The sequence below is a fragment of the Paracoccus haematequi genome, from assembly GCF_900631945.1.
GTDB classification, from domain to species: Bacteria; Pseudomonadota; Alphaproteobacteria; order Rhodobacterales; family Rhodobacteraceae; genus Paracoccus; species Paracoccus haematequi_A.
Genome location: NZ_UZWE01000032.1, coordinates 1 through 19,924, shown reverse-complemented (window position 1 = coordinate 19,924; position 19,924 = coordinate 1). Strand labels below are relative to the sequence as shown.

Annotated in this window: 18 protein-coding genes; 12 read left to right on the top strand and 6 right to left on the bottom strand. The window is 69.2% G+C overall.

The features are described 5' to 3' along the window. The first annotated feature begins 66 nt into the window (after positions 1–66). The 6 genes from urtA (at position 67) to PARHAE_RS11560 (ending at position 6,555) form a co-directional block, all read left to right on the top strand. Entirely contained in the window at positions 67–1,353 is a 1,287-nt protein-coding gene (gene urtA, locus PARHAE_RS11585) for an urea ABC transporter substrate-binding protein (protein WP_126154781.1), read from the top strand. 51 nt (positions 1,354–1,404) lie between these two features. Beyond that, positions 1,405–3,312: an urea ABC transporter permease subunit UrtB gene (gene urtB / locus PARHAE_RS11580; RefSeq protein WP_164555225.1), complete on the top strand. Its 1,908-nt coding sequence runs from the start codon at positions 1,405–1,407 to the stop codon at positions 3,310–3,312. Position 3,313: 1 nt separating this feature from the next. Then, the gene (urtC, locus tag PARHAE_RS11575) at positions 3,314–4,522 is read left to right on the top strand and encodes an urea ABC transporter permease subunit UrtC (protein ID WP_126154779.1); all 1,209 of its coding nucleotides are present in this window, start codon (positions 3,314–3,316) and stop codon (positions 4,520–4,522) included. After that, entirely contained in the window at positions 4,519–5,259 is a 741-nt protein-coding gene (gene urtD / locus PARHAE_RS11570; RefSeq protein WP_126154778.1) for an urea ABC transporter ATP-binding protein UrtD, read from the top strand. Before urtC ends, urtD begins: the two co-directional genes overlap by 4 nt. A gap of 1 nt (position 5,260) precedes the next feature. Continuing rightward, complete coding sequence (gene urtE, locus PARHAE_RS11565; protein ID WP_126154777.1) at positions 5,261–5,968, top strand: urea ABC transporter ATP-binding subunit UrtE; 708 nt, start codon at positions 5,261–5,263, stop codon at positions 5,966–5,968. Positions 5,969–6,030: 62 nt separating this feature from the next. Next, the gene (locus PARHAE_RS11560) at positions 6,031–6,555 is read left to right on the top strand and encodes a TIGR00645 family protein (RefSeq protein WP_126154776.1); all 525 of its coding nucleotides are present in this window, start codon (positions 6,031–6,033) and stop codon (positions 6,553–6,555) included. Between the two features lie 34 nt (positions 6,556–6,589). On the opposite strand, the gene PARHAE_RS11555 is transcribed toward PARHAE_RS11560, so the two are convergent. From PARHAE_RS11555 to PARHAE_RS11540, 4 genes are read right to left on the bottom strand one after another with little or no spacing between them, the layout of a single operon-like run. Then, complete coding sequence (locus tag PARHAE_RS11555) at positions 6,590–7,936, bottom strand: PepSY-associated TM helix domain-containing protein (protein WP_126154775.1); 1,347 nt, start codon at positions 7,934–7,936, stop codon at positions 6,590–6,592. Between the two features lie 56 nt (positions 7,937–7,992). Continuing rightward, positions 7,993–8,358: a hypothetical protein gene (locus tag PARHAE_RS11550; RefSeq protein WP_126154774.1), complete on the bottom strand. Its 366-nt coding sequence runs from the start codon at positions 8,356–8,358 to the stop codon at positions 7,993–7,995. A gap of 58 nt (positions 8,359–8,416) precedes the next feature. Continuing rightward, complete coding sequence (locus PARHAE_RS11545; protein WP_126154773.1) at positions 8,417–8,881, bottom strand: DNA polymerase III subunit chi; 465 nt, start codon at positions 8,879–8,881, stop codon at positions 8,417–8,419. A 5-nt stretch (positions 8,882–8,886) separates the two neighbouring features. Further along, positions 8,887–10,467, bottom strand: coding sequence for a leucyl aminopeptidase (locus PARHAE_RS11540; protein ID WP_126154772.1), 1,581 nt, complete (start codon positions 10,465–10,467; stop codon positions 8,887–8,889). A 122-nt stretch (positions 10,468–10,589) separates the two neighbouring features. Between PARHAE_RS11540 and lptF the strand changes: the two genes are divergently transcribed. From lptF to rsmA, 6 genes are read left to right on the top strand one after another with little or no spacing between them, the layout of a single operon-like run. Continuing rightward, a complete protein-coding gene (gene lptF, locus PARHAE_RS11535) occupies positions 10,590–11,717 on the top strand; it encodes an LPS export ABC transporter permease LptF (RefSeq protein WP_126154771.1) in 1,128 nt (375 codons plus the stop codon). Continuing rightward, complete coding sequence (gene lptG, locus PARHAE_RS11530) at positions 11,714–12,823, top strand: LPS export ABC transporter permease LptG (RefSeq protein ID WP_126154770.1); 1,110 nt, start codon at positions 11,714–11,716, stop codon at positions 12,821–12,823. Before lptF ends, lptG begins: the two co-directional genes overlap by 4 nt. A gap of 8 nt (positions 12,824–12,831) precedes the next feature. Continuing rightward, positions 12,832–15,183, top strand: coding sequence for an LPS-assembly protein LptD (locus PARHAE_RS11525; RefSeq protein WP_241232786.1), 2,352 nt, complete (start codon positions 12,832–12,834; stop codon positions 15,181–15,183). A gap of 34 nt (positions 15,184–15,217) precedes the next feature. Further along, positions 15,218–16,477 (top strand): peptidylprolyl isomerase, encoded by a 1,260-nt coding sequence (locus PARHAE_RS11520; protein ID WP_126154768.1) that lies wholly within the window; start codon positions 15,218–15,220, stop codon positions 16,475–16,477. Between the two features lie 8 nt (positions 16,478–16,485). Further along, the gene (gene pdxA / locus PARHAE_RS11515; RefSeq protein WP_126154767.1) at positions 16,486–17,454 is read left to right on the top strand and encodes a 4-hydroxythreonine-4-phosphate dehydrogenase PdxA; all 969 of its coding nucleotides are present in this window, start codon (positions 16,486–16,488) and stop codon (positions 17,452–17,454) included. Positions 17,455–17,494: 40 nt separating this feature from the next. After that, positions 17,495–18,349 carry a 16S rRNA (adenine(1518)-N(6)/adenine(1519)-N(6))-dimethyltransferase RsmA gene (gene rsmA, locus PARHAE_RS11510; protein ID WP_126154766.1) on the top strand — a complete coding sequence of 285 codons (855 nt, stop codon included), beginning with the start codon at positions 17,495–17,497 and terminating at the stop codon, positions 18,347–18,349. A 37-nt stretch (positions 18,350–18,386) separates the two neighbouring features. Here the strand turns inward: rsmA and PARHAE_RS11505 are convergent, their stop codons facing one another. Then, on the bottom strand, positions 18,387–19,196 hold the full coding sequence (locus PARHAE_RS11505; RefSeq protein ID WP_126154765.1) for a DUF4167 domain-containing protein: 810 nt from the start codon (positions 19,194–19,196) through the stop codon (positions 18,387–18,389). A gap of 268 nt (positions 19,197–19,464) precedes the next feature. Then, entirely contained in the window at positions 19,465–19,884 is a 420-nt protein-coding gene (locus PARHAE_RS11500; protein ID WP_338142924.1) for a N5-glutamine methyltransferase family protein, read from the bottom strand. Positions 19,885–19,924: the final 40 nt, after the last annotated feature.

Here is a 19,924-nt window from a genome sequence, read left to right as displayed (position 1 = left end):
CACCTGCGAAGGCCCTCTGCCTTCACCGAACAACAGGGACACAGGGCCGAACGGCCGGGGAAGGTGATGATGAAGAAACTCTCTGCGATGCTGGCGCTGACCACCGCCATGGCATTGGCAACGGGCGCGATGGCGCAGGACGGCGAGCCGATCAAGATCGGGGTGCTGCATTCGCTGTCGGGCACCATGGCGATTTCGGAAACCACGCTGAAGGACACGGTCCTGATGATGGTCGAACAGCAGAATGCCAAGGGCGGGCTGCTGGGCCGTCCCATCGAGGCCGTCGTGGTGGACCCCGCATCCGACTGGCCGCTGTTCGCGGAAAAGGCCCGCGAACTGCTGACCGTCAGCGATGTGGACGCGATCTTCGGCTGCTGGACCTCGGTCAGCCGCAAATCCGTTCTGCCGGTGATCGAGGAGCTGAACGGACTGCTGTTCTATCCGGTGCAGTATGAAGGCGAGGAATCGTCCAAGAACGTGATCTATACCGGCGCCGCCCCGAACCAGCAGGCGATCCCGGCGGTGGACTACATGGCCGACGAACTGGGCGTCGAGAAATGGGCGCTGCTGGGCACCGACTATGTTTACCCGCGCACCACGAACAACATCCTGGACGCCTATCTGAAAGGCAAGGGCGTGGCGGAAGGCGACATCTTCGTCAACTATACCCCCTTCGGCCATTCGGACTGGTCCAAGATCGTGGCCGACGTGGTGGCGCTTGGCGCGGACGGCAAGAAGGTGGGCGTGGTGTCCACCATCAACGGCGACGCCAATGTCGGCTTCTACAAGGAACTGGCGGCGGCGGGCGTCAGCGCCGACGACATCCCTGTCATGGCCTTCTCGGTGGGCGAGGAGGAGCTGGCGGGTCTGGATACGACCAACCTGGTCGGGCATCTGGCCGCCTGGAACTATTTCCAGAGCGCCGAGTCCGACGCCAACGCCGCCTTCATCGAGGAATGGAAGGCGTTCATCGGCGACGACAAGCGCGTGACCAACGACCCGATGGAGGCCACGGTGATCGGCTTCAACGCCTGGGTCGCCGCCGTCGAAAAGGCCGGGACCACCGATGTCGACCCGGTGCTGGACGCCATCGTGGGCGTCGAGGTTCCGAACCTGACCGGCGGCACCGCCACGGTTCTGCCGAACCATCACCTGACCAAGCCGGTCCTGATCGGGGAAATCCGCGAGGACGGACAGTTCGACATCGTGAGCCAGACGGAACCCGTTCCGGGCGACGCTTGGACCGACTTCCTGCCGGAATCGGCCAAGCTGGACGCCGACTGGCCGGGCAAGGACTGCGGCATGTTCAACACGGAAACGAACGCCTGCGTGCAGGTCCAGTCGAACTATTGACGCTTGCGGGGGCGGTCCTGCCGCCCCCTTCCGCGAAGGAACGCGCCCATGATCCGCCCGCTGATCGCCCTTGTCCTGACCTTGTGCCTGGCGCTGCCTGCAAGCGCGAATCCCGCGCTGGAAGCAGTCATTGCCGACAACCTGGACCAGATCCAGAAACCCTCGCGCAAGACGGTGGAACCCCTGGTTGCCGAAATCGCCGCCACCGGACCCGAGGGGCTGGCGCTGCTGTCCGCCTGGGCTGGCCGCGCGCTTGGCGTGACGGATGACGGGCGGCTGCTGATCGTGGACGGCGACAGCGCCCGCGATGCCGTCACCGGCGCGGCGGTGCCCGACGCCGATCCGAAGATGCTGCGCCCCAATTCCGGCGTGCGCAGCGTCATCGAATCCGCCCTTGTCGCGGGCGAGATTTCCAGCCCCGATCCGGCCCGCCGCGCCGCCGCCCTGGCCTCCATCGCCCGCGACGGCACCGCCGGACACCTGGCCGCCCTGCGCGCCGCGCCGCCGGAAGCCGACCCGGCATTGGCCGCGCAGCGCGAGCGCGCGACGAACCTTTTGGCGATCCGCTTCGATCCCGATCCTGCCGCCCGCGTTGCGGCCATCGAAGGCATGGCGGGCGACGTGGGCCTCGATTTCCGCGCCGCGCTGAACCCGCTTCTGGCCGTGACGCGCGTGGCCTCGCCCACGGAGCCAAAGGCCAACATCGCCCGCGAACTGACCATCGGCGGCGATTTCCCGCGTGAGGCGGCGATTGCCCTCCTGACCGCGAACGGCACCCTGCAACCGCGCCTGACCCCCGCCGATCAGCGGAACGCCCTGGCCGCGAACATCGTGGACGGCGCGGTGGCGGGCATCCCGGTCGCAGAACTGGACGACCCCGCCGCCCGCGACCGCGCCTATGAGGCGCTGGAGGCCGCGGGCGCCGTTCCCCCGGCCGCCACCGATGCCGAAGCCGAGGCCGCGCTTGCCGCCAACCGCTTCTTCGAAACCTATGCCGAGGCCGATCGCGCCGTGACCGACGCCGCCCGCGCCGCCCAGACCCGCGCGCAGGTGCGGCTGGCGGCGATGACCGGCATCGACCTGGGGCTGGACGCGCTGTCGCTGGCCTCGATCTATTTCCTGGCGGCCATCGGGCTGGCGATCACCTTCGGCGTGATGCGCGTCATCAACATGGCGCATGGCGAATTCATCATGATGGGCGCCTATACCGGCTATGTCACCCAGACCCTGATCGCAAACCGCACCCTGTCCCTGGTGGTGGCGCTGCCGCTGGCCTTCGCGGTCACCTTCGCCGCCGGGGTGCTGCTGTATCGCCTGGTCATCCGGCATCTGGCGAACCGCCCGCTGGAAACGCTGCTGGCGACTTTCGGCGTGTCCATCGCGCTGCAACAGCTTGCCAAGAACATCTTCGGCACCCAGGCCCGGCCGCTGACCGCACCCGCCTGGCTGGAGGGTTCGATCACGGTCAACGACGTGATCTCGATCTCGTCGATCCGGGTGGCGATCTTCGTGCTGGCCCTGCTGTTCCTGGGCCTGTTCCTGTTCATCATGAAGCGCACCCGCCTGGGGCTGGAGGTCCGCGCCGTCACCCAGAACCCCGGTATGTCGGCCAGCATGGGCATCAACCCCGACCGCATCGCCATGATGACCTTCGGCCTGGGATCGGGCATCGCGGGCATCGCGGGCGTGGCCATCGGTCTGTTCGCGCAGGTCACGTCGGAACTGGGCCAGCAATACATCGTGCAAAGCTTCATGACCGTGGTGGTGGGCGGGGTCGGCAATATCTGGGGCACGCTGGCGGGCGCCGCGCTGATTGGCGGGCTGTCCAAGGTGATCGAGTTCTTCAACCCCTCGAACACCCTGGCCGCGCAGACCTTCATGATCCTGTTCATCGTGATCTTCATCCAGTTCCGTCCGCGCGGCATCATCCCGCAGCGCGGCCGCGCAGCCGAGGCGTGACATGACCCGCAAACCCTTCATCCTGCGAAACCCCTCGATCCTGATCGTGCTGGCGGTGCTGGCCCTGTTCACGGTCGCGGTCACGGCTCTCAGCGCGGCCTACGGCACCGGCGCGATTCCCACATCCATGGTCAAGGTGCTGGGCAAGACGCTGTGCCTGGCGCTGGCCGCCGTGGCGATGGATCTGGTCTGGGGCTACCTGGGGATCCTCTCGCTGGGCCAGATGGCGTTCTTCGCGCTTGGCGGCTACATGATCGGGCAATGGCTGATGTATGCGCGCACCGAAGCCATCGTCGCGGCCAGCATGGCCGGCAACCCGATCCCGCCCACCCCGCAGGAATTGCAGGAGGGCGTGGCGAACCAGATCTTCGGCGTCGTCGGGTCCGCCGACCTGCCGCTGGTCTGGTCCTTCGCCCATTCGCTGCCGCTGCAACTGATCCTTGTGGTGGCAGTGCCCGGCCTGCTGGCGCTGGTGTTCGGCTGGCTGGCGTTCCGAAGCCGCGTCAACGGCGTCTATCTGTCGATCCTGACCCAGGCGATGACCCTGGCCCTGGCGCTGTGGCTGTTCCAGAACGACAGCGGCTTTCGCGGCAATAACGGTCTGTCGGGCTTGCAGAACATTCCCGGCCTGGACGGGATCGATCAGGCCACCCTGTCGGTCTGGTTTCTCTGGGCCTCCGCCGCAGCATTGGGGCTGGCCTATGTCCTCGCCGCCTGGGTGGTCAGCGGCAAGTTCGGCAGCGTGATCCGCGCCATCCGCGACGACGAGACCCGCGTCCGCTTCCTGGGCTATCCGGTCGAGGGGTTCAAGCTGGCGGTCTTCACCCTGGCCGCGATGCTGACCGCGGTCGCCGGGGCGCTGTATTACCCGCAGGCGGGGATCATCAACCCGGCGGAACTGATGCCCATCGCCTCGATCTATCTGGCGGTCTGGGTCGCCATCGGCGGGCGCGGGCGGCTGTATGGCGCGATCATCGGCGCGGTGGTGGTGTCGCTGCTGTCAAGCTGGTTCACCGGCGGGCGGGCGCCCGCGATCCACCTGCCCGGCTATACCGTCAACTGGGTCGACTGGTGGCAGGTGGCGCTTGGCCTGGGTTTCGTGCTGGTCACGCTGTTCGCGCCCAAGGGCATCGCGGGCCTCTTCGACCGCCTGTCCCCGCCGCGCCGCGTCCCCGCCCCCGAACCGCAGGCCAAGGAGGCCCAGGCATGAGCGCGCTGCTGGAGGTGGACGGCATTTCCGTCAGCTTCGACGGCTTCCGGGCCATCAACAACCTGTCCTTCAACATCGGCGAGGCCGAGTTGCGCGCGGTGATCGGCCCCAACGGCGCGGGCAAGACCACCTTCATGGACATCGTGACCGGCAAGACCCGCCCCGACGCGGGCGACGTGACCTTCGGGACGCCGCCGAAATCCCTACTGCGCATGAACGAGGCACAGATCGCCCGCGAGGGCATCGGCCGCAAGTTCCAGCGCCCCACCGTCTTCGAGGATCAGACCGTCGCCGACAACCTGACCATGGCGCTGAAGGCCAAGCGAAGCCCCTTCGCGGTGCTGGGCTGGCGGCCCTCGGCAGAGTCGCAGGCCCGCGTGGCCGAACTGGCCTCGGAAGTGGGGCTTGCCTCGCAGATCGCGCGCAAGGCGGGCGAACTGTCGCACGGCCAGAAGCAATGGCTGGAGATCGGGATGCTGCTGGCCCAGGAACCCCGCCTGCTGCTGGTCGACGAACCCGCCGCCGGGATGACGCTGGCGGAACGCGAGCAGACCACGGCGCTGCTGGTCCGGCTGGCCGAGAGTCGCGCGGTGGTGGTGGTGGAACACGACATGGATTTCGTGCGCCGCCTGAACTGCAAGGTGACGGTGCTGCACCAGGGCGCGGTCCTGGCCGAGGGGTCGCTGGACCATGTGACCCGCAATCCCGACGTGATCGAAGTCTATCTGGGGCGCTGAGATGCTGGAAGCCACGAACCTGACCCTGCATTACGGCGGAAGCCAGATCCTGCACGGCATCGACATCACCGCCCGGCCCGGCGCCGTGACCTGCGTGATGGGCAACAACGGCGTGGGCAAGACCTCGCTGATGGCGCTGTTGGCCGGGCGGCATCCCCGGTCGGGCGGCACGATCCGGCTGGACGGGCGCGAACTGGGCCGGGTGAGCGCGCAGCAGATGGCGCGGCTTGGCGTAGGCTATGTCCCGCAGGGTCGGGCGATCTTTCCGATGCTGAGCGTGCGCGAGAACCTAGAGACCGGCTTCGCCTGCCTGCCCCGCGTCGAACGCCGCATCCCCGACGAGATCTTCGACAGCTTCCCCGTGCTGGCGGAAATGGCGCAGCGGCGCGGCGGCGACCTGTCCGGCGGCCAGCAGCAGCAGCTTGCCATCGCCCGCGCGCTGATTACGAAACCCCGCATCCTGCTGCTGGACGAACCGACCGAGGGGATCCAGCCCAACATCATCGCCCAGATCGGCCGCGTCATCGCCGCGCTGCGCGACCGGGGCGACATGGCCATCGTGCTGGTGGAACAGTTCTTCGACTTCGCCTGGGATCTGGGCGACGATTTCCTGGTTCTGGAACGCGGCCGCGCCGTCATGCAGGGCACCAAGGCCAGCCTGCGCCGCGCCGACCTGCACGCCCGGCTGGCCGGTCACGCGGCGGCATAGCCTTACAACGGTCGCATCGCCCGTCTATAGCCTGCCGAAACAAGATTTTTTCGGAGACGACGATGGAACGCCTGATCGAACGCAGCCTGTTTGCAAGCCGCTGGATGATGGCGCCCATGTATCTGGGACTGGCGGGCGCCCTGGCGATCCTGGTCTGGGTCTTCCTGGTCGAGTTGTGGAAATTCCTGCTGATCGTCCCGGTGATGACGGTCAACGACGCCATCCTGGGGGTGCTGGCGCTGATCGACCTCAGCCTGGCGGCGAACCTGCTGATGATCGTGATCTTTTCGGGATACGAGAACTTCGTCAGCCGGATGGATCTGGACAAGGAACGCGACCGCCCCGAATGGCAGGGAGAGGTGGATTTTTCCGGGCTGAAGCTGAAGCTGATCGCCTCGATCGTGGCGATCTCGGGGATCCACCTGCTCAAGGTGTTCATGGATGTGGCGAAATACACCCCGGATCATATCCGTTGGATGGTGGTGATCCACATGGTCTTCGTCGTGTCGGGCGTGTTGCTGGCGGCGATGGACTGGATCGCCAGCAACGCCAAGGGGCGCAAGAAGAAACCCTATCCTGCCGACTGACGGGACGCGGGCCGGGATCGGCCCGCGCCCCATGTCACGCCATCCGCGACCGCAGCAGGTCGATGGCGACGAACCCCGCCAGGCTGACGCCCAGGACCGGCAGCGCCCAGCCAAGGCCGACGGCCAGGGCCAGCCACAGCGCGCGCTGCGCAGCGGGCAGGCGGCGCCAGGTGTCGGACAAAGGCTCGCTGGCCGCCGGACGGCGGGTCCACCACATCCGGTAACCGTAAACGATCATCACCATCAGCCCCGCCGCCACCAGGGCCATCAGGATCTGGTTGGGCACCCCGAACAGGATTCCCATATGCGCGTCGATGCCCCAGCGGATCAGCTTGGGGATCAGCGTGAAGGTCGCGAAATCGGCGCGGCTGGTGATCTGCATGGTGTCGGGATGGATCGCGACGGTATCGACCTGGGTGGGCCAGCTTCGGTCGTATTCGCGCACCACCCAGGCCTGTTCGGGCTTGGGAAGGCGGATCTCCATCATCGGGGAATCGATGCCGCCCGCGCGGGCGGCAGAGGCCACGGCGTCAAGCCGGTCCAGCCGATCCTCGCGCGCGGCGGGGTCGTGGTGCATATGGGCGCCGTGATCGCCGTGTTCGGACGCAGCGACCGCCGGACCGGCCAGGGCCGCACTGGCCGAGGGCGTGTTCCAGCCAAGCTGGTCCTGCAGCGCCTGGAACCGCGCGCCGCCCTGCTGCGACCAGGTCAGTCCCGTGGCCGAAATGAACAGCAGCACGATCCCCAGCGTAACGCCGATGGTCCCGTGCAGCCAGCGGCGGCGCTGCGGGGCGGGCATCGCGGACAGCGCGCGGCGCTTGCGCGGTCCGGTCGCCCACAGCGCGATGCCGCCCAGCACCGCCACCCACAGCCAGGAGGCCGCAAGCTCGCTGTAATAGCGCCCGGCATTGCCCATCAGCATGTTGCGGTGCAGATAATCCAGCGTGATGCGGAACGGCAGGATGCCGCTGGTGCCATAGGTGGTCAGGTCACCCCGGATCTCCAGCGTGGCGGGATCGACGAACAGCGTGCGGTTTTCCGATTCGCCAAGCGCCGGGTCGGAAAACATGATCCGCGTCGTCATGCCCGGTGCGGGCGCGGGGCGAACGGCGGACACCGCAAGATCGGCGCCCAGGGCATCGCGCGCGGCCAGGGCCTGATCGGCCAGGCTGCGGGCCGGGCCGGTGCTGTCGGTATACAGCGCGCCGCGATACAGCACCGATTCGATCTGCGGCGTCAGCACATACAGAAGCCCGGTCAGGGCCGCGACGAAGATGAAAGGGCCGACGAACAGCCCGATATAGAAGTGCATCCGCAGCAGGAACGGACGCAGCGAGGTGCGGGCGGCATCGGCCCGCGCGGGAATGGTGATCTGTGGCATTGGCTCGATCTGAAAGACGGTGGCTTTTGCCGCCTGCGGAGCGGCGCGGCTTTGATTCAGATCAGTTGCGGGGGGCCGCGCTTCGGAACGGCGGGATCGCGCGCATGTCCGGCCGCCCGGCGGATCTGCGGCAGGACGATGCGGGCCAGGATGCGCTGTTCGGCGTCCCGCAGACCGGCCGTGACGGGCGGCAGGCCCGGCGTCCCCCCCAGGGTGCACAGCGGGCAGTGCGCCTTGTGCGCGCCGGTCGTGCCATGGTCGGCGCACAGGTCGTCTATCGACAGTCCGGCCATCGCCCAGGCTTCCAGCCGCAGCTCCATCTCGGACGGCACGGGACGCGCGCCCAGGCCCGCCGCCAGGACGGCGAGCATCAGGCCGATGGCGGCCAGTCTGGCGAGGCTGGGTTGCAGGCGGCGGCGCATGGCGACAGCGATGCCAGAACCACCGGGCGGCGCGCAAGCCGCATTTTGCCGCAGCAGCCTATCGCTTGCGTTCCCAGCGGCCCGATTCCTCGGACCAGTATTCGGCGGCGACGCCCGCGCCGGTCAGCGCGCGCCATTGGTCGCGGGCGCGCGCGGTGGCCGCCGCGTCGCCGCCGTCGAAGATGATGCAGGCGCGTTCAAGCCCAGCAAGCTCGGTCGGCGCGACCTCGGCCCCGTCAAGCGCCATCAGGCAGGCGGGACCGTTCGCCGCAGCCTGCCCTGCCGCCATCTGTCCCGCCACCGTCAGCAGCACGGGCTGGCGCGCGTCATGCGGCCCGCCCGCCAATCCGTGCGGCAGGAAGCCGTCGCCCTGCCACAGGTGCAGATCCAACCGCTCCATCCGCGCGGGATCGGTGCCGCGCAGTTCCACATGCCAGCCTGCCGCCAGCGACTTGCCGATCAGGACCGGCAAAAGGCTTTCGGCGGGCGAGCGGGTCAGGTGATAGAACAGCGCGTTGCCCACCGGGGCTATTTCGCCTCGTATCGGTCGCGGATCAGGCGATCCAGCGTCATCACGCCCCAGCCGGTCGCCCCCTTGGGGGCCAGGTCGGTGGCTGCGGGCGGCAGGGCCACGCCCGCGATGTCGATATGCGCCCAAGGAGTGTTCTTGCGGATGAAGCGTTGCAGGAACTGCGCCGCCGTGATCGACCCCGCCGCGCGGCCGCCGGTGTTCTTCATGTCCGCCAGCCGCGACTTGATCAGCTTGTCATAGGGCTGGCCCAGCGGCAGGCGCCAGGCGCCCTCTCCCTCGGCCTTCGCGGCGGCCAGGATGTGATCGGCCAGCGCGTCGTCATTGGCGAAGACGCCTGCATTGTCGTGGCCAAGCGCGATGATGACCGCCCCGGTCAGGGTCGCCAGATCGATCACGGCGGACGGATTGAAGCGCGTCTGCGCGTACCACAGCACGTCGGCCAGAACCAGGCGCCCCTCGGCATCGGTGTTGATGACCTCGATCGTGTCGCCCTTCATGGAACGTACGATGTCGCCCGGACGCTGCGCCTTGCCGTCGGGCATGTTTTCCACCAGCCCCACCAGCCCGACCACATTGGCCTTGGCCCGGCGCAGCGCCAGCGTGCGCATCACGCCCGCCACGACGCCCGCGCCGCCCATGTCCATGGTCATCTCCTCCATCCCAGCGGCGGGCTTGATGGAAATGCCGCCGGTGTCGAAGACCACGCCCTTGCCCACCAGGGCCAGGGGCGCCTGATCGCCGCCGCCGTTCCAGCGCATCACCACGACCTTGGACGGGCTTTCCGACCCCTGCCCCACGGCCAGCAGCGCGCGCATCCCCAATTCGGCAAGCTGGTCCTCCTCCAACACCTCGACCGTCAGGCCGATCTCCTCCATGGCCTTCAGGCGGTCGGCGAAATCGGTGGTGGTCAGGACGTTGGCGGGTTCGTTGACCAGATCGCGGGTGAAGAACACGCCCTCGGCCACGGCAGCGGCGTCCTGGGCGGATTTCGCCAGGGCTTCGGGATCGGCGGCCATGAAGGTGACGCGGGCCTTTTCGCTGACAGGCTCGTCCGGGGTTTCGGGCGCGCTGTCCGCCTGGGCGTCGGCCAGCACGGCATTGTCGGCCCCGCGCGTGATGCTTTGCGGGATCGGGTCGGCGCCTGCCTCGCCGTCGCCCTCGACCGGCTTGGTCTGATAGACGGAAAAGTCGTATCCGCGCAGCGCGATGCCCAAGGCCACCTCGTTCGCCAGCGGGTGCGCGCCCGCCAGGACCAGCGTATGGGCGCGGCCCAGCTTGGCGCCGATGGCCGCGCCCGCCTTGCGCGCCTGGGCTATGGTCGCGTCGTCGGGCAGCGCCACCAGGGTCAGCGCATCGGCCTGCATTCCCGCCGGGAAGGCCAGTTCCAGCGCCGCGCCGGGCTTCAGCGCGCGGCCCGCCTTCGATTCCATCGCCCGCCGCGCCGCCGCAAGCGCCGCGTCCGGCAGGCCCGGCGGCAGGTCGGCGCCCGGCGTGACGAGGATCGCCACGCGGCCCTGGTGCCCGGCCAGCCGGTCGGCGGCGGTTTCGGTGAAGGTGATTTCGACGGGGTGGGTCATGGCGTCCTCATCATTCTGCGGATGAAAGCCTAGACGCCCCGCGCACCCTTTTCCAGAGCCGCCCGTGACGCTAAGCAAGACGTGACCGCCGCCCGCCATGCCCCAAGGACAAACGCCGCGACATGCCCCGGATCGACCGCTATATCCTTGGCCAATTGCTGACCCTGTTCGGGTTCTTCGCCCTGGTGCTGGTGTCGGTCTATTGGATCAACCGGGCCGTCAGCCTGTTCGACGACCTTCTGGGCGACGGGCAGACCGCGCTTGTGGTGCTGGAATTCACGGCGCTGACGCTGCCGCTGGTGATCTCGGTCGTGCTGCCGGTCGCGGCCTTCGCGGCGACGGCCTATGGCACCAACCGCATGTCCGGGGAATCGGAGCTGGTGGCGATGCAGGCGGCGGGGCTGTCGCCCTGGCGGCTGGCGCGGCCGGTGCTGGTCTTCGGCGTCTTCGTGGGGCTGATGGTGGCGGTGCTGGTCCACGGGCTGGTGCCGATGGCCCGCGCGCGGCTGGCCGACCGGCAGGCCGAACTGGCCCAGGACGTGACCGAACAGTTCCTGCGCCCCGGCAGCTTCCAGTATCCGACCGACGGCATCACCCTGTTCATCCGCGCCATCGCCGCCGACGGCCGCCTGCTGGATCTGTTCATCGAGGATGCGCGCGATCCCGCCAACCAGATGATCTACACCTCCGAGGAAGCCCTGGTCGTGCGCGCCGAAACCGGGCCGGTGCTGATCCTGCTGCGCGGCATGTCGCAGAACCTGCGCCAGTCGGGCGACCGGCAGTCGCTGGCGGTCACGCGATTCCAGGAATTCAGCTATGACATCGGCGCCCTGCTGACCGGCGGCGGCCGGAAGGGCCGCGACCTGCGCGATTACGGCACCCTGCGGCTGCTGAACCCCGATGCCGGGCTGCTGGCCGCGACCGGCGCCTCGGCCCCCGACGCCCGGCGCGAGGCGCACGAGCGGATCGCCCAGCCGCTGCTGTCGCCCATCGCCGCGATGATCGGCTTCGCCACGCTGCTGGTCGGCGGCTATTCGCGCTTTGGCGTCTGGCGGCAGATCCTGTGGGCGGTCCTGGCGCTGATCGTGGTGCAGTTCCTGACCAATGCCGCGGCCGACCAGGCGGGGCGCGACCCGACGCTGTGGCCGCTGCTTTATCTGCCGGCGGCGGTGGGGGCGGTGATGTGCTGCGGGCTGCTGTGGCTGGCCGGCAGGCCGCGCCGCCTGAAGGACCGGGGGGCTGCGGCATGATCCTGGCCCGCTATGTCGCGCGCCGCTTCCTGCGGTCCTTCGTCATGATCGCCGGGGTGTTCCTGCTGATCCTGCTGCTGATCGACATGATCGAGATGATCCGCCGCTTTTCGGACCGCGACATCGGCCTGGCGGGCGCCCTGGGGCTGGCGGGGCTGAACGTCGCCTCCAGCTTCTATTCGATCCTGCCGCTGCTGACTGTGCTGGCGGGGATCGCGCTGTTTCTGAACCTGGCGCGCACGTCGGAGATGGTGGCGATCCGCGCGTCGGGGCGGTCGGCGCTGAAGGTCGTGACCGCGCCAGCCGTCGCCGCCGTCCTGGTCGGCGCGCTGACGGTGGCCTTCCTGAACCCGCTGGTGGCGGTGACGGGCGCCCGCTATGACGAGGCCGTGGCCCGGATCGAAAGCGACAGCCGCCAGACCGTCTCGGTCGGCGACAGCGCCGTCTGGCTGCGCCAGGCCGTGATCGAGGATTCCCAGGAATCGGGCCAGATCGTGATCCGCGCGCGCCGCGCCAGCCCCGACGCGACGACGCTTTACGACGCGACCTTCATGGTCTTCGACGAAGCCCGGGGTCCGGTCCGCCGGATCGAGGCGCGCGAGGCCCGGCTGGTGCCCGGCCATTGGGAATTGTCCGACATCCGCGACTATCCCCTGTCCGAACCCAATCCCCAGGCCGCCGCCACATCGGCCCCCCGGCTGGATCTGGCATCGGACCTGACCGCGCAGCGCATCCGCGAAGGCTTCGGCCGCCCCGAGGCGGTGCCGGTCTGGCAGTTGCCGGGCTTCATCGCGGGCCTGGAACGGGCGGGCTTTTCGGCGGCGCGCCACAGGGTCTGGTTGCAGATGGAACTGGCCCGGCCCTTCCTGATGGGCGCCATGGTGCTGATCGCCGCCGCCTTCACCATGCAGCATGTCCGGGGCCGCAACACCGGCGGCGCGGTGCTGATGGCCTTCGGCGCGGGGATCGGGCTGTTCTTCCTGCGCAATCTGGCGCAGGTTCTGGGCGACAACGGGCAGGTGCCGCCCTGGCTTGCCGGATGGACGCCGCCGCTGGTCGGCGGGCTGCTGGCCATGGCGCTGATCCTGGCCCGAGAAGATGGATGACACCCGCCATGCGCAATAGCTTCGCCGCCCTGTTGATGCTGCTGCCGGGCATGGCGCTTGGCCAGACGATGCTGACCGGCGATCCGGGTCTGGGCGCGGGCAGCCTTGGCGGGCCAGGCCCCTTCCTCTGGAACGACGAGGCCGCGCTGGCCCCGACCGCCGCGCCCCTGGGCAACAGCATCCTGGGCGACCGCACCCCCGGCGCCGCATCCTTGCAGGCCGTGGCCCCCGATGCCGACGTGACCCTGCCCGCCCGCCCGATGGACGGCCCCGCCGATGACGCGGCCACGGTGCTGGCCGACAGCATGGTCCTGCAAGGCGACCGGACGCTGATCGCGGCGGGGGGCGTGGTGGTCTGGTATCAGGGCGCCCGGCTGGTGGCGTCGCGCATCGTCGTCGACGGGCCGTCCGGCAGCCTGACCATCGAAGGGCCGATCCACCTGTCCCGCCCCGGCGCGGCGGACCCCGATGCCGAGGCCGTGTTGATCGCCGACAGCGGCCAGCTTGACCGCGAATTGCAGGACGGCATCATCCGCGGCGCCCGGCTGGTGCTGGCCCGCGAATTGCAACTGGCCGCGACCGAACTGACGCGGACCGGCAACGGTCGCACCACCACCCTGCGCCAGGTCGTCGCCTCAAGCTGCCAGGTCTGCGCCAGCGACCCCACCCCCCTGTGGGAGATCCGCGCCCGGACGATCACCCATGACGCCGAAACCCGGCTGCTGACCTTCGACCATCCGCAATTCCGCGCCTTCGGCGTGCCGCTGGCCGCCGCGCCCTTCGCCGTGACCGCGCCCGATCCAACGGTGGAACGGCGCAGCGGCGTCCTGCGGCCGGAATTCCGCACCACCTCGGGGCTGGGGTTCGGGATCAAGCTGCCCTATTTCGTCACCATGGGCGACCATGCCGACGTGACGATCACGCCCTATCTCTCGGCCAGCCGGACGCGGACGCTGGAACTGCGGTACCGCCAGGCCTGGTCGAATGCCGTGACCGAATGGAACGGCGCCATCAGCCGCGACGACATCCAGCCCGGCGAAACGCGCGGCTATCTGTTCGGCAACGCGCTGATCGACCTGCCGCGCGGCTATCGCCTGGGGGTGCAGGTGCAGACTGCATCGGACCGGAGCTATCTGCTGGATTACGACATCACCGAGGCCGACCGGCTGTGGAGCGGCTTTACCCTGGACCGCGTGACCCGCGACAAGCTGTTCTTCGGCCGGGTCGGCAATTACCACTCGCTGCGCGACGACGAAGACAACAGCACCTCGCCCGCACAGGTGGCCGACGTGATCTGGCAGCGCCGCTTCACCCCCGGCTATGTCGGCGGGCAGGCGCTTCTGGAATGGTCGGTCCATGCGCATCGCCGCCCTTCGGATCAGGACCGGGAGGGGCGCGACATGGCCCGCGCCTCGGTCGGGCTGGACTGGCGCCGCAGCGAGATCCTGCCGGGCGGCGTGGTCGGCGCAGCACTGGCCGGGATCGACGCCGACATCTATCGCATCGCCCAGGACAGCGATTATGACGATCTGGTGGCCCGCGTCGACCCGATGCTGGGCGTCGAACTGCGCTGGCCCCTGATCGGCGGCGGCGGGGGCGCGACCCATCTGGTCGAGCCGGTGGCGCAGATCCTGTATTCCCCGTCCGGCACCGACGACGACATCCCGAACGAGGACAGCCGCCTGATCGAATTCGACGAAGGCAACCTGTTCTCCGACAACCGCTTTCCCGGCTGGGACGCCCGCGAAGGGGGGCTGCGCGCCAATCTGGGCGTGACCTGGACGCGGATCGACCCGACCGGCTGGTCGCTGGCCCTGACCGGCGGCCGCGTCCTGCGCGCCGATCCCGAACGGGCCTTTCCGCCCGGATCGGCCCTGTCGTCCACCCGGTCCGACTGGCTGGTCGCGGCGCAATACGACAGCGGCACCGGACTTGCCCTGGCGAACCGGGCGCTGTTCGACGACGGCCTGGATCTGTCGCGCAACGAATTGCGGCTGGGCTGGCTGCGGCCCGACCTGCAACTGTCGGCGGGCCATCTGTGGCTGGACGGCGACGCGCAGGAACCGGAACGGCCCGAGATCAGCGAGCTGGTCGCCAATATCGGCTGGCAGATCCGCGACGGCTGGTGGGGCAATGCCGAAACCCGCTATGATTTCGACGCCGACAAGGCGCAGCGGGCGTCGCTGGATCTGACCTATCGCAACGAGTGCCTGACGGTCGAGATGGGCGTCTCGCGCCGGTTCACCAGTTCGGACAGCGTGCGCCCGGAAACCAGCCTGGGCCTGTCGGTCCGGCTGGGCGGGTTCGGAATGCAGGAAGACTTGCCAGGCACGGTGGCGCGCCGGTCCTGCTTGCGCTAATCTCGCGCCAAGAAACGAACCTATGGGGCAGCAGATGCGGCATTTCCTTTCCGGCCTCGCCTTGGCGGCGACCCTCGCGGCATCGACGCCGGTCCTGGCGCAGGGCCTGTTTCAGCCGGTGGTCTACATCAACAATGCCGCCATCACCCGCTACGAGGTGCAGCAGCGCCAGAAGTTCATGCAGATCCTGGGCGCGCCGGGCACCACGGAACAGGAGGCCCAGCAGGCGCTGATCGACGACCGGCTGCGCAATCATGCCGCCCGCCAGCTTGGCATCGTCCCGACCGAGCAGGGCCTGCAAAACGGACTGGAGGAATTCGCCAGCCGCGCGGGCCTGTCGGCCGCCGAATTCACCGCCGCCCTGGAAAACGCCGGCGTCGAGCCGCAGGCCTATCGCGATTTCGTCAGCGCGGGCCTGGTCTGGCGGTCGGTGATCCGCGAACGCGTGGTGCCGCGCATCAAGGTCTCGGACGCCGAGGTCGACCAGGAATTGCGCCGCCAGGTCGAAACGCCGATCCTGTCGCGGGTGCTGATTTCCGAACTGATCATTCCCGCCCCGCCGGGCCAGGAACAGCAGGCGCTGAACCTGGGGCGGCAGATCGCCGGGGCGAATCTGTCCTCGGACCAGTTCGAGGATGCGGCGCGGCAATATTCCGCCGCCGAATCGGCGCAGTCGGGCGGGCGGCTGGCCTGGGTCAACATCGACAACCTGCCCCCCAGCCTGCGTCCGATCATCACCGCGCTGCAACCGGGCCAGACGACCCAGCCGCTGACGGTCGAGGGCGCGGTGGTGCTGTTCCACCTGCGCGACAGCCAGGGCACGCTGCGCCCCGGCGCGACCGACCAGGTGATCGACTATGCGACCCTGCGGCTGCCCAGCGCCGCGGATGCGGCGACGCTGGGCGCGCGCACGCGGTCCTGCGACGACCTCTACATCCAGGCGGGCACGCAGGCGGGGCAGGTGCGGCGCCAGACCGTGCCTCAGGGCGCGATCCCCACGCTGGTCGCGCAACGCCTGGCGACCCTGGACCGCGACGAAACCGGCGTGGTCGATTACGGCAACGCCGCCGATCTGGTGATGCTGTGTTCGCGCCAGCCCGCCCTGGTCGCCGACATGGCCGAGGTTCCCACCACCGCCCTGCCCGAAGACGGGGTCGAGGCCGCCGTGCCCAATGCCGACGCCCTGCCGACGCGCGAGGCCGTCCGCGACGAGATCTTCAACCGCAAGGCCAATGCCGCAGCCGAGGCCTATCTGGCCGAGCTGCGCGCCGACGCCATCATCCGCCGCCCGTGACCGGCGCCATGGCTGCGGGCCGCATCATCCTGACCTGCGGCGAACCGGCGGGCGTGGGGCCAGAACTGGCACCCTTGGCGCTGGCCTCCGGCGTGGACTTCGCCTGGATGGGCGATCCGCGCCACCTGCCCCCCGGCACGGCCTTCACCGAAATCGCCGCCCCCGGCGATCCGGTGCCCGCAGGCCATCTGCCGGTCCTGCGCCACGACTTCGCCGCCCCCGCCACGCCCGGCCGCCCCGATCCCGCCAATGCGGCGGGGGTGATCGAGGTCATCGCCCGCGCCGTCGGCCTGGCGATGCAGGGCCGGGCGGCGGCGATCTGCACCCTGCCAATCAACAAGCAGGCGCTGAAGGAAGGCGCGGGCTTCGCCTTTCCCGGCCATACCGAATACCTGGCCCATCTGGCCGGGGACGTGCCGGTGGCGATGATGCTGGCCTCGACCACAGTGACCCCGCCCTGCCGCGTGGTCCCCGCGACCATCCACATCCCCTTGCAGGACGTGCCCGCCGCGCTGACCGATGCCGCGCTTGAGGACGCGATCCGCATCACCCATGCCGCGCTGATCCGCGATTTCCGCATTCCGGCCCCCCGCATCGCCGTGGCGGGCCTGAACCCCCATGCGGGCGAAGGCGGCACGATGGGCCGCCAGGAAAGCGAACGCATCGCCCCCCTGCTGAACCGGCTGCGCGGCGAAGGCATGGACCTGGTCGGCCCCCTGCCCGCCGACACGATGTTCCACGCCCCGGCCCGCGCGCGATACGACGCGGCGGTCTGCGCCTATCACGACCAGGCGCTGATTCCGATCAAGACGCTGGATTTCGACGGCGGTGTGAACGTGACGCTGGGCCTGCCCTTCATCCGCACCTCGCCCGATCACGGCACGGCCTTCGACATCGCGGGCAAGGGGCTTGCCAATCCCGCCTCGACCATCGCCGCCCTGCGCATGGCCCGCGCCATGGCGGCGGCGCGCGCGTGATGCTTCTTCTTTGCCCAAATACCCATTCGACCGCGCCACGATGAGCACCATCGACAACCTGCCCCCCCTGCGAGAGGTCATTGCCCGCCACGACCTGCGCGCCAAGAAGCAGTTGGGCCAGAACTTCCTTCTGGACCTGAACCTGACCGCCAAGATCGCCCGGCAGGCGGGCGACATGACGCAATGCGACGTGCTGGAGATCGGTCCCGGCCCCGGCGGATTGACGCGCGGCCTGCTGGCCGAAGGCGCGCGCCATGTGCTGGCCATCGAAAAGGACGCCCGCGCCCTGCCCGCCTTGCAAGAGATCGCCGACCGCTATCCCGGCCGTCTGACGGTGATCCATGGCGACGCCTTGCAGATCGACCCGCTGGCGCATCTGACCCCGCCGATCCGCATCGCGGCGAACCTGCCCTATAATGTCGGGACGGAACTGCTGATCCGCTGGCTGACGCCCCCCGACTGGCCGCCCTTCTGGCAGTCGCTGACGCTGATGTTCCAGAAGGAAGTGGCCGAGCGGATCGTCGCCGCCCCCGGCGGCAAGGCCTATGGCCGCTTGGCGCTGCTGGCGCAATGGCGGGCCGATGCGCGGATCGTCATGACTCTGCCGCCCGAGGCTTTCGTGCCCGCGCCCAAGGTGCATTCCGCGGTGGTCCAGCTGACCGCCCTGCCCGCGCCGCGCTATCCTGCCGACCCAGGCGTCTTGTCGCAGGTCACGGCGGCGGCCTTCAACCAGCGGCGCAAGATGCTGCGCGCCTCGCTGCGGGGGCTGCATCCGCAGATCGAATCATTGCTGGATCTGGCGGGGATCCCCCCCACCGCACGGGCCGAGGAGATCGACCTGGAACGGTTCTGCGCCCTGGCCCGCGCCGTCCAAGAGGCGCGGCAGGCGCATTGAACAAGGCCGCTGGCTGACAGCCCACGGCCTTGTTCCGTCACTCCTCGCCGACTGCGGGCGTTTCCTGGGCCTTCGCTTCGCCGTCCGGGGCCTTGCGGCGGCGGGGGCGGGGCGTGGCCGTCTCGGCCGCCGGTTTCTCGGCGCGCGGCGCACGCGGGGCGCGGCTGCGGGCGGGCTTGGGGGCTGCGGCCTCGGGCGTTTCGACCGGACCGGCGGTTTCGTCCGACGAGGTGGCGACGGCATCCGGCAGCCCTTCGGACGGGGCGTCCATCACGGGTTCGGGATGCGGCGGGGTGGGAAGCTCCTCTTGAACCTCGGCCACGGGTTCAGGCCGGGGCTGTTCGCGATGCCCCTCACGGGCGCCCCCGTCGCGATTGCCCCCATCACGATGACCCGCGTCGCGAGTGCCGCCATCGCGGTTGGCATGGTCGCGATGGCCGTTGTCGCGCCGGTTATGGTCGCGCCCGTTGCCATTGTCGCGGGCATTGCCGTCGCGCGCGCTGTCGTCGCGGGGCTGAGGACCGCCATTGCCGTTCGGCTGGGCCTCGCGTCCCTCATCTCCGTCCTGCCGGGGCTGGTGGAACTGCTGGCGCTCGGCCATTTCCTTCTGCGCCTCGCCCAGCATCCGGGTGTAATGCTCGGCATGTTGCAGGAACGACTGCTCGGCCACGCGGTCGCCGGACAGTTGCGCGTCGCGGGCCAGGGCCAGGTATTTCTCGATGATCTGCTGGGGCGTCCCGCGCACCTTGCCCTCGGGGCCAGAGCTGTCGAAGACGCGGTTGACGATGTTGCCCAGCGTACGCTGGCGGTTCGACTTGTTGCGCGAACGGGATTTCGATGATCTCATCAGTCTGTCTGTTTGTGGTTCCAGTAGTGATCTGGGTTTCCAGGAATCTGGACGGCTTCGGGGGCGGCAACGGCGGCGCAAGAAGGGCGCTTCGCCGTTCAGCCCGCGCCTTGCGCCCGAAGGGACGCTGAGCGGGCGTCCATCAGGGAATCGGCTTTTTCAGGCTGACCCGTGCGTTGGCATCGCTGCCCCCGGCACAAGGGCGACTAATCATGCCCGCCCCGGCCTGACAAGCAAAATCGTCTTTCGGACCGGGGATTCCCGGCATTCAGGCCGAAAACCGCGCGATAACGACCCGATCCCGCCCGTCCAGATCGCGGATTACCCGCGTTTCCGCGCCCTGCGCCGCAAAAAGCGCCGAGACCGCAGCCGCCTGCGTCGGCCCGATCTCGACCAGGACATGGCCGCCTTGCGACAAATGACCGCAGGCTCCCGCCGCGATGGCGCGATAGGCGGTCAGCCCGTCCGCGCCGTCGGTCAGCGCGCCATGAGGTTCCCAGTCGCGCACATCGGGGGACAGGCCCGCCATTTCGGAAAGCGCGATATAGGGCGGGTTCGACACGATCAGATCGAAGCGGCCCGTGACACCGTCAAACCAATCGGCCCGCCGAAAGCGCGCCGTCACCCCGATCATCCGGGCATTGCCGCGCGCCACGTCAAGCGCGGCCCCGGATATGTCGGTCCCCACCCCCCGCGCGCCAGCCGGTCGCGCAGATCACGGGCTTTTT

Coding starts and splice junctions, on each gene's coding strand:
- PARHAE_RS11520 (WP_126154768.1), top strand. CDS start 15,218: ATGCGGCATTTCCTTTCCGGCCTCGCCTTGGCGGCGACCCTCGCGGCA.
- pdxA (WP_126154767.1), top strand. CDS start 16,486: ATGGCTGCGGGCCGCATCATCCTGACCTGCGGCGAACCGGCGGGCGTG.
- urtD (WP_126154778.1), top strand. CDS start 4,519: ATGAGCGCGCTGCTGGAGGTGGACGGCATTTCCGTCAGCTTCGACGGC.
- lptF (WP_126154771.1), top strand. CDS start 10,590: ATGCCCCGGATCGACCGCTATATCCTTGGCCAATTGCTGACCCTGTTC.
- PARHAE_RS11540 (WP_126154772.1), bottom strand. CDS start 10,467: ATGACCCACCCCGTCGAAATCACCTTCACCGAAACCGCCGCCGACCGG.
- urtC (WP_126154779.1), top strand. CDS start 3,314: ATGACCCGCAAACCCTTCATCCTGCGAAACCCCTCGATCCTGATCGTG.
- lptG (WP_126154770.1), top strand. CDS start 11,714: ATGATCCTGGCCCGCTATGTCGCGCGCCGCTTCCTGCGGTCCTTCGTC.
- urtA (WP_126154781.1), top strand. CDS start 67: ATGATGAAGAAACTCTCTGCGATGCTGGCGCTGACCACCGCCATGGCA.
- PARHAE_RS11550 (WP_126154774.1), bottom strand. CDS start 8,358: ATGCGCCGCCGCCTGCAACCCAGCCTCGCCAGACTGGCCGCCATCGGC.
- rsmA (WP_126154766.1), top strand. CDS start 17,495: ATGAGCACCATCGACAACCTGCCCCCCCTGCGAGAGGTCATTGCCCGC.
- PARHAE_RS11505 (WP_126154765.1), bottom strand. CDS start 19,196: ATGAGATCATCGAAATCCCGTTCGCGCAACAAGTCGAACCGCCAGCGT.
- urtE (WP_126154777.1), top strand. CDS start 5,261: ATGCTGGAAGCCACGAACCTGACCCTGCATTACGGCGGAAGCCAGATC.
- PARHAE_RS11525 (WP_241232786.1), top strand. CDS start 12,832: ATGCGCAATAGCTTCGCCGCCCTGTTGATGCTGCTGCCGGGCATGGCG.
- PARHAE_RS11555 (WP_126154775.1), bottom strand. CDS start 7,936: ATGCCACAGATCACCATTCCCGCGCGGGCCGATGCCGCCCGCACCTCG.
- PARHAE_RS11560 (WP_126154776.1), top strand. CDS start 6,031: ATGGAACGCCTGATCGAACGCAGCCTGTTTGCAAGCCGCTGGATGATG.